Annotated in this window: 9 protein-coding genes; 4 read left to right on the top strand and 5 right to left on the bottom strand. The window is 62.4% G+C overall.

Annotated elements, in window-relative coordinates; translation table 11 throughout:
• Window positions 1-44 precede the first annotated feature (44 nt).
• A complete protein-coding gene (locus tag WKV53_RS06390) occupies window positions 45-1,070 on the top strand; it encodes a dioxygenase family protein (protein WP_341403529.1) in 1,026 nt (341 codons plus the stop codon).
• A gap of 1 nt (window position 1,071) precedes the next feature.
• On the opposite strand, the gene WKV53_RS06385 is transcribed toward WKV53_RS06390, so the two are convergent.
• Window positions 1,072-2,595, bottom strand: coding sequence for a DUF1501 domain-containing protein (locus WKV53_RS06385; RefSeq protein WP_341403528.1), 1,524 nt, complete (start codon window positions 2,593-2,595; stop codon window positions 1,072-1,074).
• Entirely contained in the window at window positions 2,592-5,786 is a 3,195-nt protein-coding gene (locus tag WKV53_RS06380; protein ID WP_341403527.1) for a DUF1553 domain-containing protein, read from the bottom strand. The genes WKV53_RS06385 and WKV53_RS06380 overlap by 4 nt, the downstream gene beginning before the upstream one ends.
• A 188-nt stretch (window positions 5,787-5,974) precedes the next feature.
• Here WKV53_RS06380 and WKV53_RS06375 point away from each other — a divergent pair, with 188 nt between their 5' ends.
• The gene (locus tag WKV53_RS06375) at window positions 5,975-9,493 is read left to right on the top strand and encodes a proline dehydrogenase family protein (RefSeq protein WP_341403526.1); all 3,519 of its coding nucleotides are present in this window, start codon (window positions 5,975-5,977) and stop codon (window positions 9,491-9,493) included.
• 146 nt (window positions 9,494-9,639) lie between these two features.
• Here WKV53_RS06375 and WKV53_RS06370 read toward each other — a convergent pair whose 3' ends face one another.
• Window positions 9,640-11,271: a hypothetical protein gene (locus tag WKV53_RS06370; protein ID WP_341403525.1), complete on the bottom strand. Its 1,632-nt coding sequence runs from the start codon at window positions 11,269-11,271 to the stop codon at window positions 9,640-9,642.
• Window positions 11,272-11,343: 72 nt separating this feature from the next.
• Complete coding sequence (locus WKV53_RS06365) at window positions 11,344-12,678, bottom strand: MFS transporter (RefSeq protein ID WP_341403524.1); 1,335 nt, start codon at window positions 12,676-12,678, stop codon at window positions 11,344-11,346.
• Between the two features lie 111 nt (window positions 12,679-12,789).
• Between WKV53_RS06365 and WKV53_RS06360 the strand changes: the two genes are divergently transcribed.
• Window positions 12,790-13,866 carry a formylglycine-generating enzyme family protein gene (locus WKV53_RS06360; RefSeq protein WP_341403523.1) on the top strand — a complete coding sequence of 359 codons (1,077 nt, stop codon included), beginning with the start codon at window positions 12,790-12,792 and terminating at the stop codon, window positions 13,864-13,866.
• A 9-nt stretch (window positions 13,867-13,875) separates the two neighbouring features.
• Window positions 13,876-15,231, top strand: coding sequence for a glycoside hydrolase family 183 protein (locus WKV53_RS06355; RefSeq protein ID WP_341403522.1), 1,356 nt, complete (start codon window positions 13,876-13,878; stop codon window positions 15,229-15,231).
• Here WKV53_RS06355 and WKV53_RS06350 read toward each other — a convergent pair whose 3' ends face one another.
• Window positions 15,232-16,596: an MFS transporter gene (locus tag WKV53_RS06350; RefSeq protein WP_341403521.1), complete on the bottom strand. Its 1,365-nt coding sequence runs from the start codon at window positions 16,594-16,596 to the stop codon at window positions 15,232-15,234.
• Window positions 16,597-16,707: the final 111 nt, after the last annotated feature.

The following is a 16,707-nucleotide window of genomic DNA, read 5'->3' as shown; positions in this document are numbered from 1 at the left end:
ATCTCTCCCCGCGGCCGCCTCGTCTTCCCAAAAAACTCATCGCCATGAACGAACGCAAACCGCTGCCCGTCTACATTCCCGTCAGCCGCCGCCGCTTCTTCAAGAGCATGGCCGCCGCTTCCGCGGGATTCACGCTTCCCGGCTTCCTCGCCGAGGCATTGACCCAGTCGCCGATCGTCACTCAAGGGCCCTACTACCCACTGGCCGATGACATCCCGCTCGACAAGGACAACGACCTCGTCCAGCTCACCGATCATCTCAGCAGCGCCACCGGCATCGTGACCTACGTCACCGGACGCGTGCTTGATTCCTCGGGAAATCCCGTGAAGAACGCCCTGGTCGAGTGCTGGCATGCCGACAACGAAGGCGACTACCTCTACTCGACCGGCACCGGTCGCAATGCCGCCTGCGACGCCAACTTCGCCGGCTTCGGCCAGTTCATCACCGGCTCCAGCGGTTACTTCAAATTCCGCACCATCAAGGCCGGCCTCTACACCGGCCGCACCCGGCATTTCCACTGGGGCGTCACCCTGCCCGGCCAGACCACGCGCGCCTGCACGCAGACCGGCTGGAACGAGGTCGCCTATGCCGCCAACGGCACCCAATGGGCCACCCAGAACTCGAACGACAACGTCTTCGCCTCACTAACCGCCGCGCAGAAGTCCGCCATCCTGCTGAGCTTCCTGCCCGTCGCCGGCACCACCACCGGCGAGGTCTATGCGAACTGGGACTTCGTCAGCGGCCTCACTCCGCTGGAGCCCACCTACCCCGCGCCTGGAGGATTTGTCGCCACCGGCACTCCCGTCGTCGGACCTAGCAACACCGTCCGCTATAAGCTCACGATCCCCGCCTACACGGGCTACTGCTACGAGATCTACGGGAACCCCACGATGGCCGATCTGGAATGGAAGGCCCTGCCCTTCTCGATCACCCAGACCGGCACCATCGACCGCCACAAGCACGTCGCCACGGCCGAGGGCAGCCTCTCGATCTACGTCGAAGCAAAGGCCACCAAGGGCTTCTACAAGGTCGCCTTCCGCGTTCCCGGTGCGAACACGGGAACGCCCTGATTCATGAGATGATCTCCTTGATGACCTTCGCGGGCTCCACGCCGGTGAGGCGTTGATCGAGCCCTTGGAACTTGAAAGTGAGCTTCTCGTGATCCACGCCGAGAAGACTGAGAATGGTCGCATTCAGATCGCGAATGTGCATCGGATCCTTGACGATGTTATACGAGAAATCGTCCGTCTCGCCGTACTCGGCTCCCGGCTTCACGCCGCCGCCTGCCATCCACATGGAGAAACAGCGCGGATGGTGATCGCGGCCATAGTTCTCCTTCGAGAGACCACCTTGCGAATACACGGTGCGGCCGAATTCACCGCCCCAGATGACCAGCGTGTCATCCAGCAAGCCACGCTGCTTCAAATCCGCGATCAGCGCTGCCGTCGGCCGGTCGATGTCCTCGCAAAGGATCTTCATCCGGCTTGGCAGGTCGCCATGGGTATCCCAGCCGCGGTGGAAGATCTGCGTGAAGCGCACCCCGCGCTCCGCCATGCGCCGCGCCATCAGGCAATTGTAGGCATACGTGCCAGGCTCCTTCGCCTTCGGCCCATACATGTCCCAGATCGACTGCGGCTCATCGGAAAGGTCCGTGAGTTCCGGCACCGAGGCCTGCATGCGGAAGGCCATCTCGTATTGCGAGATGCGGACGTTCGTCTCGGGATCGCCAATCTTGTCGTGAAGCTGGCGATTGAGATCGTTCACGCCATCGATCATCGCACGCCGCAGCTCGCGGCTGACGCCCTTCGGATTCGAAAGATGGATCACTGGATCACCGCCGGAGCGAAGTGCCACTCCCGCGTGCTCCGGCGAAAGATAGCCTGACGACCACAGACGCGACGATAGCGCCTGGATATTCACGAACAGCGGCAACTTCGAGGTCAGCACCACGAAGGTCGGCAGATCCTCGTTCATCGAGCCGAGGCCATACGAAATCCACGAGCCGATCGACGCCTTGCCCGGCACCATGTTGCCGGAGTTCATCAGCAGGATCGCAGGCTCGTGGTTGATGGCATCCGTGTGCAGCGACTTCATCACCGCGAACTCATCGGAGACCTTCGCGATGTTCGGGAAGAGCTCGCTGACCCAATGCCCCGCCTGACCGTGTCGCTGGAAGTTGAACACGCTCGGCGCGATCGGGAAGCGGGACTGCGACGCGGTCATGCCGGTCAGCACCTGACCTCCTCTAACCGACTCCGGCAGGTCCTGGTCGAACCGCTTGATCAGCTCCGGTTTGTAGTCCCAGGTCTCGAACTGGGACGGCGCACCCGCCATGAACAGGTAGATCGCACGCTTCGCCTTCGGTGCGAAGTTCGGGAGCATCACACTAGGTTCGCCACCTGACGCCAAGGCGGACTGCCCCGACATCAGCTTCGCAAGACCCGCCCACCCGAGCACCTTGCCGGAGCGGCCGAGAAACTGCCGCCGCGTGGCAAGCTCCAGCCAGCGTTGCTTGAGCGCGAGCGGCACCGGCATATCGAGCACGGACGGACCTTCGCCGGAAAAATCGGAACAGGGATGCAGGAACGGCTTCATTTGGTCACGTACTCGTCGAGGTTGAGAAATTGGTTGGCCACCATCGCCCAAGTGGCGACTTCCGAAGGAGGAAGCGTGGCGTCCGCCGGCGATTCACCGGTGGTGAGCAGGGCAGTCGCGTCGTCAGCGTGTTCGCTGAAGTGCTTCCGGAAAAGCTCCACACTCTTCGAAAGGGCTTCCATTTCAGGCGTGCTCAAATCCCGCGAAAGCGTCGTCCGCGCCATGAAATCGAGGCGCGACGTATCATGCCCGCCTGCCTTGATCGCCCGCTCGGCGAGCTTGCGCGCGGCTTCCACGAACTGCGGATCATTCATCGTCACCAGCGCTTGCAGCGGCGTGTTCGTCCGCGTCCGGCGCGTACACACGACCTCGCGCGCCTGCGCATCGAAGGTCTCCAGCGATGGCGGCGGAGCGAAGCGCTTCCAGAACGAATACATCGAGCGCCGGTAGAGACTCTCGCCCTTGTCCGCTTGATACTGCTTGGTATTCGACTCCGGCATTGACACCGCCTCCCACACGCCGACCGGCTGATAGGGCTTCACCGGCGGTCCACCGGTCTTCTCCACCAGCAGGCCGGACGCTTGCAGCGCCGTATCGCGCAGCACCTCCGCATCCATCCGGAATCGCGGACCATGTGAAAGCAGCCGGTTCTTGTCGTCCTTCGCCAGCTTGTCGGGAGTCGTCGCCGTGCTCTGGCGATACGCCGCCGAGGTCAGCATCATCTTGTAAAGCCGCCGCATGTCCCAGCCCGACTCACGGAAATCCACCGCCAGCCAATCGAGCAAGGCCCCATGGCTCGGCCGGGTGCCCATGATACCGAAGTCATCGGCCGTCTCCACGATGCCCGTACCAAATACCTCCTGCCACATCCGGTTCACAGTAACCCGGCCTAACAGCGGCTGGTCATCCTGCAGCAGCCACTTCGCAAGCCCCAGCCGATTGGCGGGCAGGCCGTCCTTCATCGGCGGCAGGAAATGCGGCGTCGCCGGCGTCACCCGCTCCTTGCGGGAGGTGTAGACGCCACGCACCAGAATATTCGAGTAGGCAGGAGACTCCCGCTCCTTCGCGATCAACGTCGGAGTTCCATCCTTCGTGATCTCGCCGATCTCGCCATCGATCCGAGCGAGTTCTTCCTTCAAGCGCGCGGCATCTGGCTGCGCCGAAAGGAACCAGCGGTCTAGCACAATGAATCGCTCGTCGGTCGTCCACTTCGCGGGATCAGGCTCGCGGGCGATGATCTCCGCCGCCAGGTCCTCGAAGGGCAGACGCCCGAATTCCTCCGAAGAAAGCGCACGACCATAAAGCCTCAGATCCTGATAGCGGCTCTCGCGCAACGGTTCTTCATCGTCACGACGTCCGACTTCCATCCGCGCGTCGGTCCGGATCGATTGCCCGGGCTCCAGGCTATCATGCGTGACCTTCAGCGGAACCGACTTGCCATCCACGTAGAGCTTCACTCCAGCCGCCTTGGACGAGCCATCGTAAGTGAAACCGACATGGCGCCACACGCCGCGCGGGAATGGATCGCTTTCCAACCGGATCGCAAACTGCGGCCACTTGTTGATGATGTGGATCACATACTTGCCACCATCGCAGAAAATGTCCCAACCGCGGTGGTCCATGCGATCGCTGCCCCCCATGCGGGAAACGATGCTGCCCGTCCCCGTGTCAATGTTCGCGGTCTTCATCCGCGCCATCGTCCAGAACGAGAGCGAGAACGGCTGGTTCGCCTCGAAGTCACCTTGATCGGGCAGCGGCAGCTTGCTGCTGATGTCCATCCGCATCGACGGCCACAGCCATGAGTTCTCGCCCCAGATGAGCGGATTCGTATCGACCTGGTAGCTCTTCGTCTTCGCGTCAGGCGCGCTGTTCACCACCGTGTCACCCTTGCCTTCGTCGAAACGGAAGCGAACCTGCAGCGCCTCCGGTGACACCGGCACCGGCTTCAAGCCCTCGGCCTGCCGTTGCCGGAACTCGGCCATCTCGTTTCTACGAAGCTCCTCGTACTTCGCCGCCGGTTCATGACGCCGGGCGATCGCATCCTCCAATGCCGGAAGCTTGTCAGCCGACGGAATCCTCAGCACCGGAGCAGGGTCCTGGATGTTCTCGTCCCACGACTTCTCCGCGGTGTTGTTGAAGAAAGCCCCGAGGCTGTAGAAGTCCTTCGTCGAGGTGGGGTCGAACTTGTGGTCATGACACGCCGCGCACCCGACGGTAAGTCCCAGGAAGGCCCCGCCGAATGCCTCGGCACGGTCGCGGGTATTGTTGACCTGCACTTCTTCCGGAATGGTGCCGCCTTCGTTCGTCGAAACGTTTGCCCGCACGTAACCCGTTCCCACCAGTTCATCGATCGTCCGAGCCGGGAGCAAATCCCCCGCGAGCTGCTCCGTCACGAGGCGATCGAAAGGCTTGTTCTGCTGGAATGAGCGGATCAGGTAGTCGCGATAAGGCCACAGCGAGCGAACGTTGTCGAAATGCAGGCCGTGCGTGTCGGAGTAGCGCACGTAGTCCAGCCAGTAGCGCGTCCTGTGCTCGGCGTAGCGCGGTGACGACAGCAGCTTGTCGAGATAGGCCTCGTAGCCGGCATCGGTCGGATTGGCGACGAAGGCGTCGACATCGGCCGGATCAGGCAGCATGCCGGTGAGATCCAGCGATGCCCGGCGGATGAGCGTGTGCGGATCCTCAGGCGGCGCGGGCGTCAGTCCCTTCGCCTTGAGCTTTTCGAGAATGAAGCGGTCGATGTCATTGCGCGACCACGTGTCACCCTCAAGGTGCGGCGGAGCTTTTTTCACCGGCGTCACGAAGGCCCAGTGCTCCTCGAATTTCGCGCCCTGACTCACCCAGCGCTCGATCAGCGCCAATTCCGCCGGCTTGATCTGCCGGTGCGCCTTCGGCGGCGGCATTTGCTTGTCCGGATCCGTGCTGCGCATCAGCTGGATGATCAGCGACTCGTCCGGCTTGCCCGGCACGATCACCGCTTTGCCGCTCTTTCGCTTCGCGAATGCGAATTCCGGCCGGTCCAGCCGCAGTGGCTCATCCTTCGGCTCCCGCGTCCCGCTGTCAGGTCCGTGACAGTGGTAACAGGTCTCCGACATCAACGGCTGGATGGCGTCGTTGAACGATACAGGTTCGTCTGCCCCGGCCACCTGTAGCGACAGGAGCAAAAGGACTTGGGTTGAAAGCAGGCGCATTGGGTTGAACAAGAACGTCGCAGCGTGGCCAAAAATTTCGGCCTGCATAACTGCAAAATTCCCTAGGAATATCGACCCGAATGCCCTCCTTGGCGATCCAACAATTGCCGGAATCTCAGCCCAAATTGGCCACCGATCGCGAGGTCGATGTCCTATTCAGTCAAGACGCCCGTGCTAAAGTGACGGGTATGACTCAAGTTTGCGATCGCATTGATCGGTGCCGCCATTTCCGCCCCTCCGACGCTGAACTGCCCGAGGAAGCGATCGAGCTGGCCGCCGAGCTCCTGCGTGAAGCGACCCGCGGCCAACGCCTCGGCGAAAAGCTGCAAGCACGCCAAATGGCCGCCATGATGGACGACGCGTCCGGCAAGGCCTTCACCTTCGCCATGGCCGACCAAGTCTTTCGCCCGCCGACGGCCGCGCGCGAGGCAAAGCGTTTCCGCGACCTGATCGAGGACTACGGCGTCCCCCACTACCTCCCCCTCCCCGCCCGAGTGGCGATGCGCGCCGGCGAAATCGCCTCTGCCGCCGCGCCCGAGATCGTGATGCCGCTCGTGGCGGAAAAGATGCGCCAGGAAAGCTCATCCGTCATCCTTCCCGCCGAGGAAGAAAAACTCCGCCGCCACCTCCGCCGCCGCCGCGATGCCGGCATGCGCATGAATCTCAACCAACTCGGCGAAGCCGTCCTCGGCGAAGAGGAAGCCAATCACCGCCTTGAAGCCAATCTCGCCCGCCTCGCCGATCCCGACACCGACTACATCTCGGTGAAGATCTCCGCGATCTTCAGCCAGATCCACCTCGTCGCCGTCGATGAAACACTCACCGAGATCAAGAAGCGCCTCCGCGAGCTCTATCGCGCCGCCATGAAGTCCACTCCGGCGAAGTTCGTGAACCTCGACATGGAGGAATACCGCGATCTCCGCCTCACTTGCTCCGCCTTCCGCGAAGTGCTGGATGAGCCCGAATTCCAAAAACTCGAAGCTGGCATCGTTCTCCAAGCCTACTTGCCGGACGCGTGGCCGGTGCAAAAGGAACTCAATGCCTGGGCGCTCAAGCGCGTCGATGCCGGCGGCGCGAGCATCAAGATTCGCATCGTGAAAGGTGCCAACCTCGCGATGGAGAAGGTCGATGCCGAGACGCACGACTGGCCGCTCGCTCCCTACGGCTCGAAGGTGGAGGTGGATGCCAATTTCAAGCGCATGCTCCACGAAGGATGCCGCAAGGATGTCGCCCGTGCAGTCCGGCTCGGAGTGGCCAGTCACAATCTCTTCGACATCGCCTACGGCCTCCTGCTCCGCGCTCGCGAAGGCGTCGAGGACCGCGTGGAATTCGAGATGCTGGAAGGCATGGCCAACCACCAGGCCCGCACCGTCCGCGATGCCGCGCAGGGGCTGCTCCTCTACGCACCGGTCGTGAAGCGCGAGGACTTCCACAGCGCCATCGCCTATCTCGTCCGCCGTTTGGATGAGAACACCTCGCCTGAAAACTTCCTCCACGACCTCTTTGGCATGAAGCCGGGCGACGCCGCGTGGGAACGGCAGAAGAAGCGTTTCCTCAATGCTTGCGCCATGATCGGGACCGCGACCCACGGCCCGCAGCGCGTGCAGGATCGCAACACCGAAAGCCGTCCGCCTCACTCACTCGACGAACCTTTCCACAACGAAGCCGACACCGATTGGTCACTGCCACACAATGTCCGCTGGGCCCGTGAGAGAGTGGAGGCCATGCGCAAGGCGGAGCCAACCTTCGTCCCGCTTCAAATCGGTGGCAAGAGCACCCCGGGTTCCGCGACAGCCGAAGGCACCGATCCCTCGCGGCCCGGCCAAGTGGCCTACCGCCATGCGCTCGGCGGACCCGAAGACATCGAACGCGCCCTGCAAGTCGCCGTCTCCTCACGCGAATCGTGGAAGAACCTCGGCTGGCCAGCCCGCGCTGAAATCATCGCAAAAGTCGCATCCATCATCGCATCCCGTCGCGGCGAAGCCATCGCCACCATGGTGCTCGATGCCGGCAAGGCGGTGATGGAAGCCGACGCCGAGCTGAGCGAGGCCATCGACTTCGCCGACTACTATGCCCGTAGTTTTTCCCGCGAGGGCGCCTTCGACGGCCTCGCCTGCGAACCTCTCGGAACCGTGCTGGTGACCCCGCCGTGGAATTTCCCCTACGCGATCCCCTGCGGAGGCATTCTCGCCGCACTGGCCGCCGGAAACACCGTCATCCTGAAGCCCGCACCCGAGACCGTGCTGACTGCTTGGGAAATGGTGAACTGCTTGTGGGAAGCCGGCGTGCCTCGCGACGTGCTGCAATTCCTCCCCTGCCCCGACAACGAAATCGGCCGCTCGCTCGTCACTGACCCGCGCATCGGAGCCGTCGTTCTAACAGGTGCTTACGAAACCGCGCGGATGTTCCTCTCGTGGAAGCCGGAGCTGCGTCTCTTTGCGGAGACCTCCGGCAAGAACGCTCTCGTGATCACCGCCTCCGCCGACCCCGATCTCGCAGTGAAGGACCTGGTGAAAAGTGCCTTTGGCCACGCCGGCCAGAAGTGCTCGGCCGCCTCCCTCGCCATCATCGAGGCGGAACTCTACGACGATCCCGGCTTCCGCCGCCGCCTCCGCGATGCCGCGGCTTCGCTGAAGACCGGTCCGTCCTGGGAATACGACTCAGTCGTCACCACCATCATCCGCGAACCGGGCGAGGCACTGCACCGCGCACTCACCACGCTCGATTCCGGCGAGGAATGGCTGCTCGAGCCAGAGATGCTGAATGGAAATCCATGCCTGTGGTCTCCCGGCATCAAGCTGGGCGTCACGCCAGACAGTTGGTTTCGCCGCACCGAATGCTTCGGCCCGGTCCTCGGCCTCGTCCGAGCCAACAACCTCGACCACGCGATCCGCATTCAAAATGACTCCGACTTCGGCCTCACCGGTGGCATTCATGCCCTCGATCCCGCGGAGATCGATGCATGGCGCGACCGAGTGGAAGTCGGCAACGCCTACATCAATCGCCCCATCACCGGTGCCATCGTTCAAAGGCAGCCCTTCGGCGGCTGGAAGCGTTCCTGCTTCGGCCCCGGCGCCAAGGCAGGCGGCCCGAATTACGTCTCACTCTTCGCCACTTGGCAAAACAATGGCCTTCCACAACTTCGAGAAACGCCTGCACCTGAAATCATGGAGCTGCTCCAAGCGCTCGCGCCGATCGTCTCTTCGCACGAACTCGAAGCCGCCGCTGGCAGTGATGCGTGGTGGATGAAGCACGAGTTCGGCATCGAGCACGATCCGTCTGCATTGAAATGTGAAGCAAACGTTTTCCGCTATCGTCCCTTCACGCGTTGCCTGATCCGCGCGAACGAGACCACGGATATCACCGCCATCGCCCGCATGCTCATCGCCGCCCGCGCCGCCGGAGTTGGAATCGAGCTTTCATTGCCGCCCGGGCGCGAGTTCCCCCTGAAGGAAATCGTGATTCACCATGAAACGGATGATGCCTTGGTGAAACGCCTCGCGGCAGGCCGCTACGGACTACTGCGCTCGCCGTCACCCGCTCCGCGCCTTGTCGCCGCAGCGATTGGAGCCGGTGTCCGGATTGTCACCCACGAGCCCGTATGGTCAGGAAAGCCCGAACTTCCGGGATTTTTCCGCGAGCAAGCGGTGTCGGAAACTCGTCACCGCCATGGATCGGTGTTGCCCCGACCCGAAGAATTGCGATAGTCCCGTTGCTTCGTCCCGGGTCAGAACCTGGGTGATCTGGGGGGAGAATCCGGGCTCGCCGGGGCGAGGCACTCATCCAAAGCAAAAAGCTCACCCGATGGCGGGTGAGCTTTTGCGTTAAGGGATGTGAGGAAAACCAGCGCCGGTTATTCCTCCTCGGCCAGCGCGATGATCTTCCCGCGCTTCACCAGACGGCGGCGCCACAGGAGATCGGGACCACGAAGCGTCCGCAGCTTGCCAGGCGACATGCGCGAGATCGTGCGAACGGTCTTCGCGTGACTCGGCACGGCGACCTTCGGACCACGTGCCTTCCGCTTCCGCTTCTTCTTCTTTTTCTTCGCGGCCTTCGTCGCCGGAGCCTTGGCCCCGGCAGGCTTGGGTCCTCCACCACCTTGCTGCGGAGCGCGGCGGCGCGGCAGCACGAGTGAATCATCGGCGAAGAGAAGCACGTGACCTTGCGTCAACAGCCAGAAGAGATCCGCCAGCCATTCCTTGCCCGGCTCAGTGGATCCCTCGGGAAGGACACCCTTCCACAGGTCCGCGAGCTTCGCGGTCGGGTTCTTTTCCAGCCACTCGACCATGGCCGACGGGCGCTCGGCGAGGATGGCATCGGTCGTCAGCGGATGCGGACGGGCAGGACCGGTGAAGAGCTTGCCCTCCCGCTTGAAGACCGAGAGATGCTCGCCTTCTAACAAGCGACAGATCGCCGGGATCAAAATGGCAGGATGCTTGCGCGCATGCGAACCGGCTATGCGGACACAGGCAAGCAGGCCCGGCGAGAGATCGCGGGCCGGGATATTGCCGGAAACCTCAGCGCTGCGGATTTCCTCGAAGACCTCCGCGAAACGCTTGGTCGCGAAGTCGCGCTCGATCTCGCCACGATCAAAGCTCCACGCGTCATCACCGGCACCCTTGAGCCGCCAGCGCACGCGCTTCTTCATCGTCTCCAGCCACGCATTGACCGCTTCCTCGCCACGCTCCGTGCGGACACGCGAGGAATAAACCTCGAACGGCATGTGCGAGAACTGCTCGCGATGAATACGACGCAGCGTCGTCTGATAAGAATGGAAGTTCGGAGGTCCGAGCCACTCGCCGCTCATGCCGCAGCGCGCGACGACCTGGAAATTGCCAGCCGGTGGGTCGGTTTCGATCTCCTCGGATTCGTAGAGGTCCTTCGCCGCATCCGAGTGCCAGAAATGCGAAATTGCCTCCTCCTTCGTCAGCCACATCGAGGAATCGAGCTTGCTCTTGAAGATCGGTCCCACCTTGTCCGAAACGGCGAACTGCAGGTGATACCGCTCACGTCCGGCAAGCAGGATCTGGGCGACATCATAGAGCGAGTAAACGCGGGCGACGTGATGGATTTCCTTCACCACGAGATGCACCGCCTCCGCCGCGGGAGAAATCGAGACCCGCACGCCTTCCGCCGGCTGGGGAAAGTCACGCGGCCCCTGATCGCGTCCATGGCCATGACCCTGACCTTGTCCATAGCCCTGACGGCGGTCGCCATCACGACGCGGGCCTCGATCATCGCGACGTCCGCCGCCTCCTCCACCGCCTCCAAAGCCTCCGCGCTGGTCCCGCCGATCGCCGCCGCGGTCATCACGACGGCCGCGGAAATCGCGGTCGCCCTGATCCCGCCGCTCGCGCTCGCGCGGGGCATCTTGGTCACGGTGCTCGGGTTGTTTTTTCGCCGGTGCATCGTTCCGGGCCCAGGACGGGCCTAGCTCGAATGCGGACAGCAGGCGCTTGGCCAGCTCATCGGAAGGGTCGCTCACGCCGCGGACACTAGCGACCCCGCCGGAAATGACAAACCCGCCTTGCGACAATTTAAACGGCCATTTTCGACCCTATTCCGCCCCTTCCACACCGCGCTGCGCCACCGCGTGGCCGCGTTTTTCATCGATCAGCAGCGTGAGCACCAGTCCCACGGCGATGAAACCGGCTAACAAGAGCAAGGCCTGCGGGTTGCCGGTCGTGTCCTTCACCCACGCAAACGGGAAGGTCATCACGGCCGCAAGTTTGATCATCAGACCCCAGATCCCGAAAAATTCGGCCGATTTTTCCGGCGGTGCCAGATACCCGACGAACGCCCGGTTCGCCGAACCCAGTGAACCGAGACCGAAGCCTAACAAGTTCCCGATCAGCCACAGCGGCCACGTCGGATAGTGGCCGACACCGTTCACCATGTGAGCCTCGTAAAGGTAGGCATATCCCGCGAAGCCGGCGGCCGCGAGCACCCACACGCCGAGCAGCAACGCCGAAGTGAGCCGGTGCCCGATGCGATCCTGGAACAGCATCGGCACCACCGTCCCGATAATCCCGGACACCGTGATCACCGCCATGAAGATCACCATCTTCTCGTTCGTGAATCCGTATTCTCCCGCCAGCTTGCTGGCGAACGAGACCACCACGCTCATGCCGGTGCCAAAGAAGAACGAGGCCGCCATCAACATCGCGAGATCGCGATATCCGCGCAGGTGCTTGAAGGTCTCACCAAGCCGAACGAAGCCGGCGGTGAGCCACGATTTCCCCGAGTGAACGGTGTGCTCCACCGCAGGTTCCTTCAGCCAGAGGATCGTCGGAATGGTGAAGAAAAGGAACCACAGCCCGGCCATCATGAAGAACGGGCGCCATTTCTCCGGGTCATTCAATTTGAAGAGCATCATGCTGCCCGCAGTGATGAAAATGAGAACCAGCGCGGCGAAATAAGCGAGTCCCCACGAGAACCCGCTCAGGCGCCCCACCTCCTCCTTTCGCGCCAAGGTCGGCAAGAAGCTGGCGAGGAAGTTCTCCCCGATCGCGAACGCGAAGTTCGCCGGAATATAGAGCAGCATGGTCAACCAAATCTGCCCCGGCTTGAGAAAGGCGAGACCGCAGGTGAAGAGGGCGCAAACGACGCCGGTAACGATCAGTCCCGACTTTTTCCAGGCCCGCTCGTCCGCCGCCGCGCCCGCCAGCGGCGACAACAAGGCGGCCAAAAGCATGCTGCCGCCAAAGGCCAGCGACCACAGGCGATCGTCCTTGGTATCGTCCTGCACGATCACCGCGCCGAAAAACACCGAGAACAGCATCGTGTTCACGATCAACGTGAAGGACTGGTTCGCCACGTCATAGGAAATCCAGCTCCAGATCTGGCGTTGCTGCGGCAGTCCCTTGAGCGGATAGATTCGACGATCGTTCATGGCGGCGGCGCTATCCTCGACGGATCGCCCGGCATTGCAATCACGGCAGAGCGGACATTTTTCCGTGCCCCGCCGCCCGGAACGGTTCACCATTTCCCGAAATCATCCGTCATGAAGCGCCTGCTGCTGCTCCTCGCCCTGCTGCCATCCTGCCAAAAGGAAACGGCCGCCTCGTCCTCATCATCCACTCCTGCCCAAGTGGCGGGATTGGAAAAGAAGGACGGCATGGTGCGCTTGTCCGGAGGCACTTACACCATGGGACACGACGGGGCATTTCAAACACCTTACGGGGAGAAAACCTTCCCGGAGGAAGGCCCGGCCCACAAGGTTACCGTAAAAGGTTTCTGGATCGACGAGACTGAGGTCACCAATGCCCAGTTCGCCGAATTCATCAAGGCCACCAAATATGCCACCTTCGCGGAGCGCGAGGTGAAGGCTGAGGACTTCCCCGCGGAAGCCCGCGGCAACCTGCCGGGCGAGAAGTTCAACAATGGCTCGATCGTCTTCCGCGAGGACGCCCACGTCGAAGGCGACCCGAACATTCCCGGCCGCTCCATCGAGTGGTGGCGCTGGGACCCGACCGCGAATTGGCAACACCCGACCGGCAAGGACAGCTCGATCACTGGCAAAGAGAACTACCCCGTGGTCTGCGTGATCTATGAAGACGCCGTCGCCTATGCCAAGTGGGCCAACAAGCGCGTCCCGACCGAAGCAGAGTGGGAATACGCCGCCCGCGGCGGTCTCGAAGGAAAGATCTACACCTGGGGCGATGAGCTGAAGCCCGATGGCAAGTGGATGGCCAACTCGTGGCAGGGCGAGTTCCCTAACAAGAACACCGGCGACGATGGCTTCAAAGGCAGCTCCCCCGCCAAAAGCTTCCCGCCGAACGGCTACGGCCTCTACGACATGGCCGGCAATGTCTGGGAACTCTGCAGCGACCTCTACGATCCGGATTATTTCACCGAGTGCGATCCCGACAATCCCACCGGCCCAACCACTTGGGTCAATCGCGACACCGGTAAAAAAGGCGATGGCAAGGTCCACCGCGTGACAAAGGGAGGCTCCTTCCTCTGCCACGTCTCCTACTGCATGCGCTACCGGCCCGCCGCGCGGCATTCGCAGGATAGCGAGTCACCGACCAATCATACCGGCTTCCGCTGTGTAAGGGATCTCGCCGAAGCGAAGTAACGACCGGCCATGAAGGCCGCCCTCTCCCTGCTCGCTCTTTCATCCGCCGGACTCGCGATCGAGCCCTGCCGCATCGAAATCGTCGACAAGGAGAACGGCTGGCCTGTCCCGCTCGTCGAGCTGCGGACCACCCACGACGCCCGCTATGTCAGCGACAATGCCGGCCTGATCGCCCTGGAAGATCCCGAGCTCTTCGACCGCGCCGTCTGGTTCAGCGTGAAGGGCCACGGCTACGGCGTGAAGAAGGACGGCTTCGGCTACGAGGGCATCCGGACTTCGCCGACAGCCGGCGGAACCATCCGCATCGAGGTCGAGCGACGAAACATTGCCAAGCGGCTAGGCCGGCTCACAGGAGCAGGCATGTTCGCGGAGCAGCAGAAGCTCGGCGGCGAAGCGAAGGCCTCGGAGACCGGCGTCTTCGGCTGCGATTCCGTTCTTGTGGCGCGGCAAGGCAACGAACTGTTCTGGCTGTGGGGGGACACCACTTTGGCGGGCTATCCCCTCGGAGTCTTTCAGTCCACCGCAGCCCGTACCGCTGTTCAACCCATCCCGGAGTTCAAGCCCCCACTCTCGATTCCCTTCCAACACTTCCGTGACGCCCAGGGCAAGGTGCGCGGCGTCGCTCCCATCCCCGGCGACGGCCCGACGTGGCTCACCGGCATGGTCGAGATCCCCGACCGCTACTCCGGACGACGGCTGGTAGCGACCTATTCGAAGATCAAAGGCCACCTCGACGAATATGAAGTCGGCCTTTGCACCTGGGACCGCCAGACCGAAAATTTCACCCGGCATCGGGTCCTATGGAAGGAAGGCGACGGAGAAAAAGGCCTCATTCCGCGCGGCCATCCGCTCCTTTGGAAAGACGAACAGAAGAAGGAATGGATCCTCTTCGGCGATCCATTTCCCACCATGCGCTGCCCGGCCACCTTCGAAGGCTGGGAACTGCGCGATCAATGGGAAAAGGTCACCACTCCCCCATCCCCACGCTCGGCCGAAGACGGCTCGGAAGTGAAGCCCCACCGCGGCTCTGTGGCTTGGAATCCCTTCCGCAAGCGTTGGGTCACCATCTTCACCCAGCTCCACGGCAAGCCCTCCGCCTTCGGCGAGATCTGGTATGCCGAGGCGGCCTCACCCATGGGCCCGTGGGGCAAGGCCGTTAAGGTCCTGACCCACGACAATTACACCTTCTACAACCCGCGCATTCACCCCGAGCTCACGCCGGAAGATGCGAGCTTCATCGTCTTCGAAGGAACCTACACCGCTGAGTTCGCCGACCACGCGCAGCCAACGCCGCGCTACAACTACAATCAGATCCTTTACCGGCTGGACCTCGATGACGCGAAGCTCGCCGCAGCGCGGGAGTGATCAATCCTCCGGCAGCGGCTTCCCCTTCGTCTCCGGAGCCCAGATTAGGACGATGATCCCCGCGAGATAGATCACGCACATCGTCATGGCCGAGTAGCGCTCCATGTCAGGCGAGCCATATTGGCCATACGCTCCCTTGGCGAGGGCCGCGGAGAAGAAACTCCCGCCAGCAGCGGCAAAGCGACCGAGATTGTAGCAGAAAGACGTCCCGGTACTCCGCAAACGACTTGGGAAAAGCTCAGGCAAATAGATCGCAAAGCCAGCGAGCACGCCAAGCTGCGCCCCGCCCATCAGCGGCGTCATCCAATACGCATCCATCGGCGAGTTCATCTTCCAATAGACCAGCGCCGTGATGATCGCGGCAGACGAGAACCCAACCGCAAAGGCCACCTTGCGGCCGGTCTTGCCACAGAGCCACGTGAAGAAAGACATCCCGAACGCCGCGCCGACCATGGTAAGGAGGTAGGCATTGGTCACCGCTCCATTGACCAGCTTGGCGAGTTCAGGCCCCACGGCACCCGTGGCCTCGAAATGCTTGCGAAACACAATTCGCTGGAGGTCCACCGCATATTCCCCGATTGCCCAAAGCCCCACCACGCCAGTGGAGGAAATGATGGCTCCCACGATCAGGTTGCGTCGCCACCGCGCGTCACGCAGCAGCGCGGCATAAGGGGCCAAAATGCTCCCCGTCGGCAAGCGGCCCTCGCGCTTCAGTTTCAACCACGGCTCGGGCTCCTTAAGGTAGCCCCGGATGAAGAACACAAGGAAGGCTGGCACCGCGCCCACCAGGAATAGCCACCGCCAGCCCGTGCCCGGCGTGATGGTTCCGGCTGTCTGCAGCGCATCCACGCCCATGTTGATGAAAGCCGCGGTGATATTTCCGACGGTGGAAAGAACCTGAAGCGTCCCAAGCGCCCCAGCCCGCGCTCCATCCGGTACCGTTTCGGCGATCAAGGCAACGGCCAGACCGAACACGCCGCCGACGCCAACGCCGGTCAAGAAGCGATAGATCGCGAAGTCCCAATAGTGGGTGCTGAAGAAGCTCAACCCGGTGAAGATCGAATAGAGCAGCACCGTGACGGTGAGCATTTTCGAGCGACCATAGCGGTCCCCCAATGCCCCGAAAATCATGCCGCCGATCCCCCAGCCCACCAGGAACAGGGCTGTGACCTCCTTGCCAACCGCCTGAATGTCTCCGTCCGGCGCTCCCGGCATCAGTGCTTTCAGCGCCGGATTGCGCGCCAGCGAGAACAGCCGCTGGTCCAGACAGTCGAAAAACCACGCCAGCGAGGCGACGGTCATGACGAACCAGTGGTAGCCATTGAGCTGGGTCCACCATGCCCTGTGCTGAGAGTTGTCGGACAAGTTTGCCATAAAGAACCGTTCTTGAGTTTCGGCGACTCCAGAGTGCCGTGGACGATCCGGCAAGCCTGAAAGCTTGTTAGGGAAGCCTTTTCTCGACAAGTTTGTCATCCC

This window comes from Luteolibacter sp. Y139 (assembly GCF_038066715.1).
Classification (GTDB): Bacteria; Verrucomicrobiota; Verrucomicrobiia; order Verrucomicrobiales; family Akkermansiaceae; genus Haloferula; species Haloferula soli.
The sequence above is the reverse complement of the archived record's forward strand: the minus strand, read 5'-3'. Positions and strand labels throughout refer to the sequence as shown.

What these genes read in the sequence shown, in the direction of transcription:
- WKV53_RS06380 (WP_341403527.1), bottom strand. Translation starts at nt 5,786, where the DNA reads ATGCGCCTGCTTTCAACCCAAGTCCTTTTGCTCCTGTCGCTACAGGTG.
- WKV53_RS06385 (WP_341403528.1), bottom strand. Translation starts at nt 2,595, where the DNA reads ATGAAGCCGTTCCTGCATCCCTGTTCCGATTTTTCCGGCGAAGGTCCG.
- WKV53_RS06365 (WP_341403524.1), bottom strand. Translation starts at nt 12,678, where the DNA reads ATGAACGATCGTCGAATCTATCCGCTCAAGGGACTGCCGCAGCAACGC.
- WKV53_RS06390 (WP_341403529.1), top strand. Translation starts at nt 45, where the DNA reads ATGAACGAACGCAAACCGCTGCCCGTCTACATTCCCGTCAGCCGCCGC.
- WKV53_RS06360 (WP_341403523.1), top strand. Translation starts at nt 12,790, where the DNA reads ATGAAGCGCCTGCTGCTGCTCCTCGCCCTGCTGCCATCCTGCCAAAAG.
- WKV53_RS06375 (WP_341403526.1), top strand. Translation starts at nt 5,975, where the DNA reads ATGACTCAAGTTTGCGATCGCATTGATCGGTGCCGCCATTTCCGCCCC.
- WKV53_RS06355 (WP_341403522.1), top strand. Translation starts at nt 13,876, where the DNA reads ATGAAGGCCGCCCTCTCCCTGCTCGCTCTTTCATCCGCCGGACTCGCG.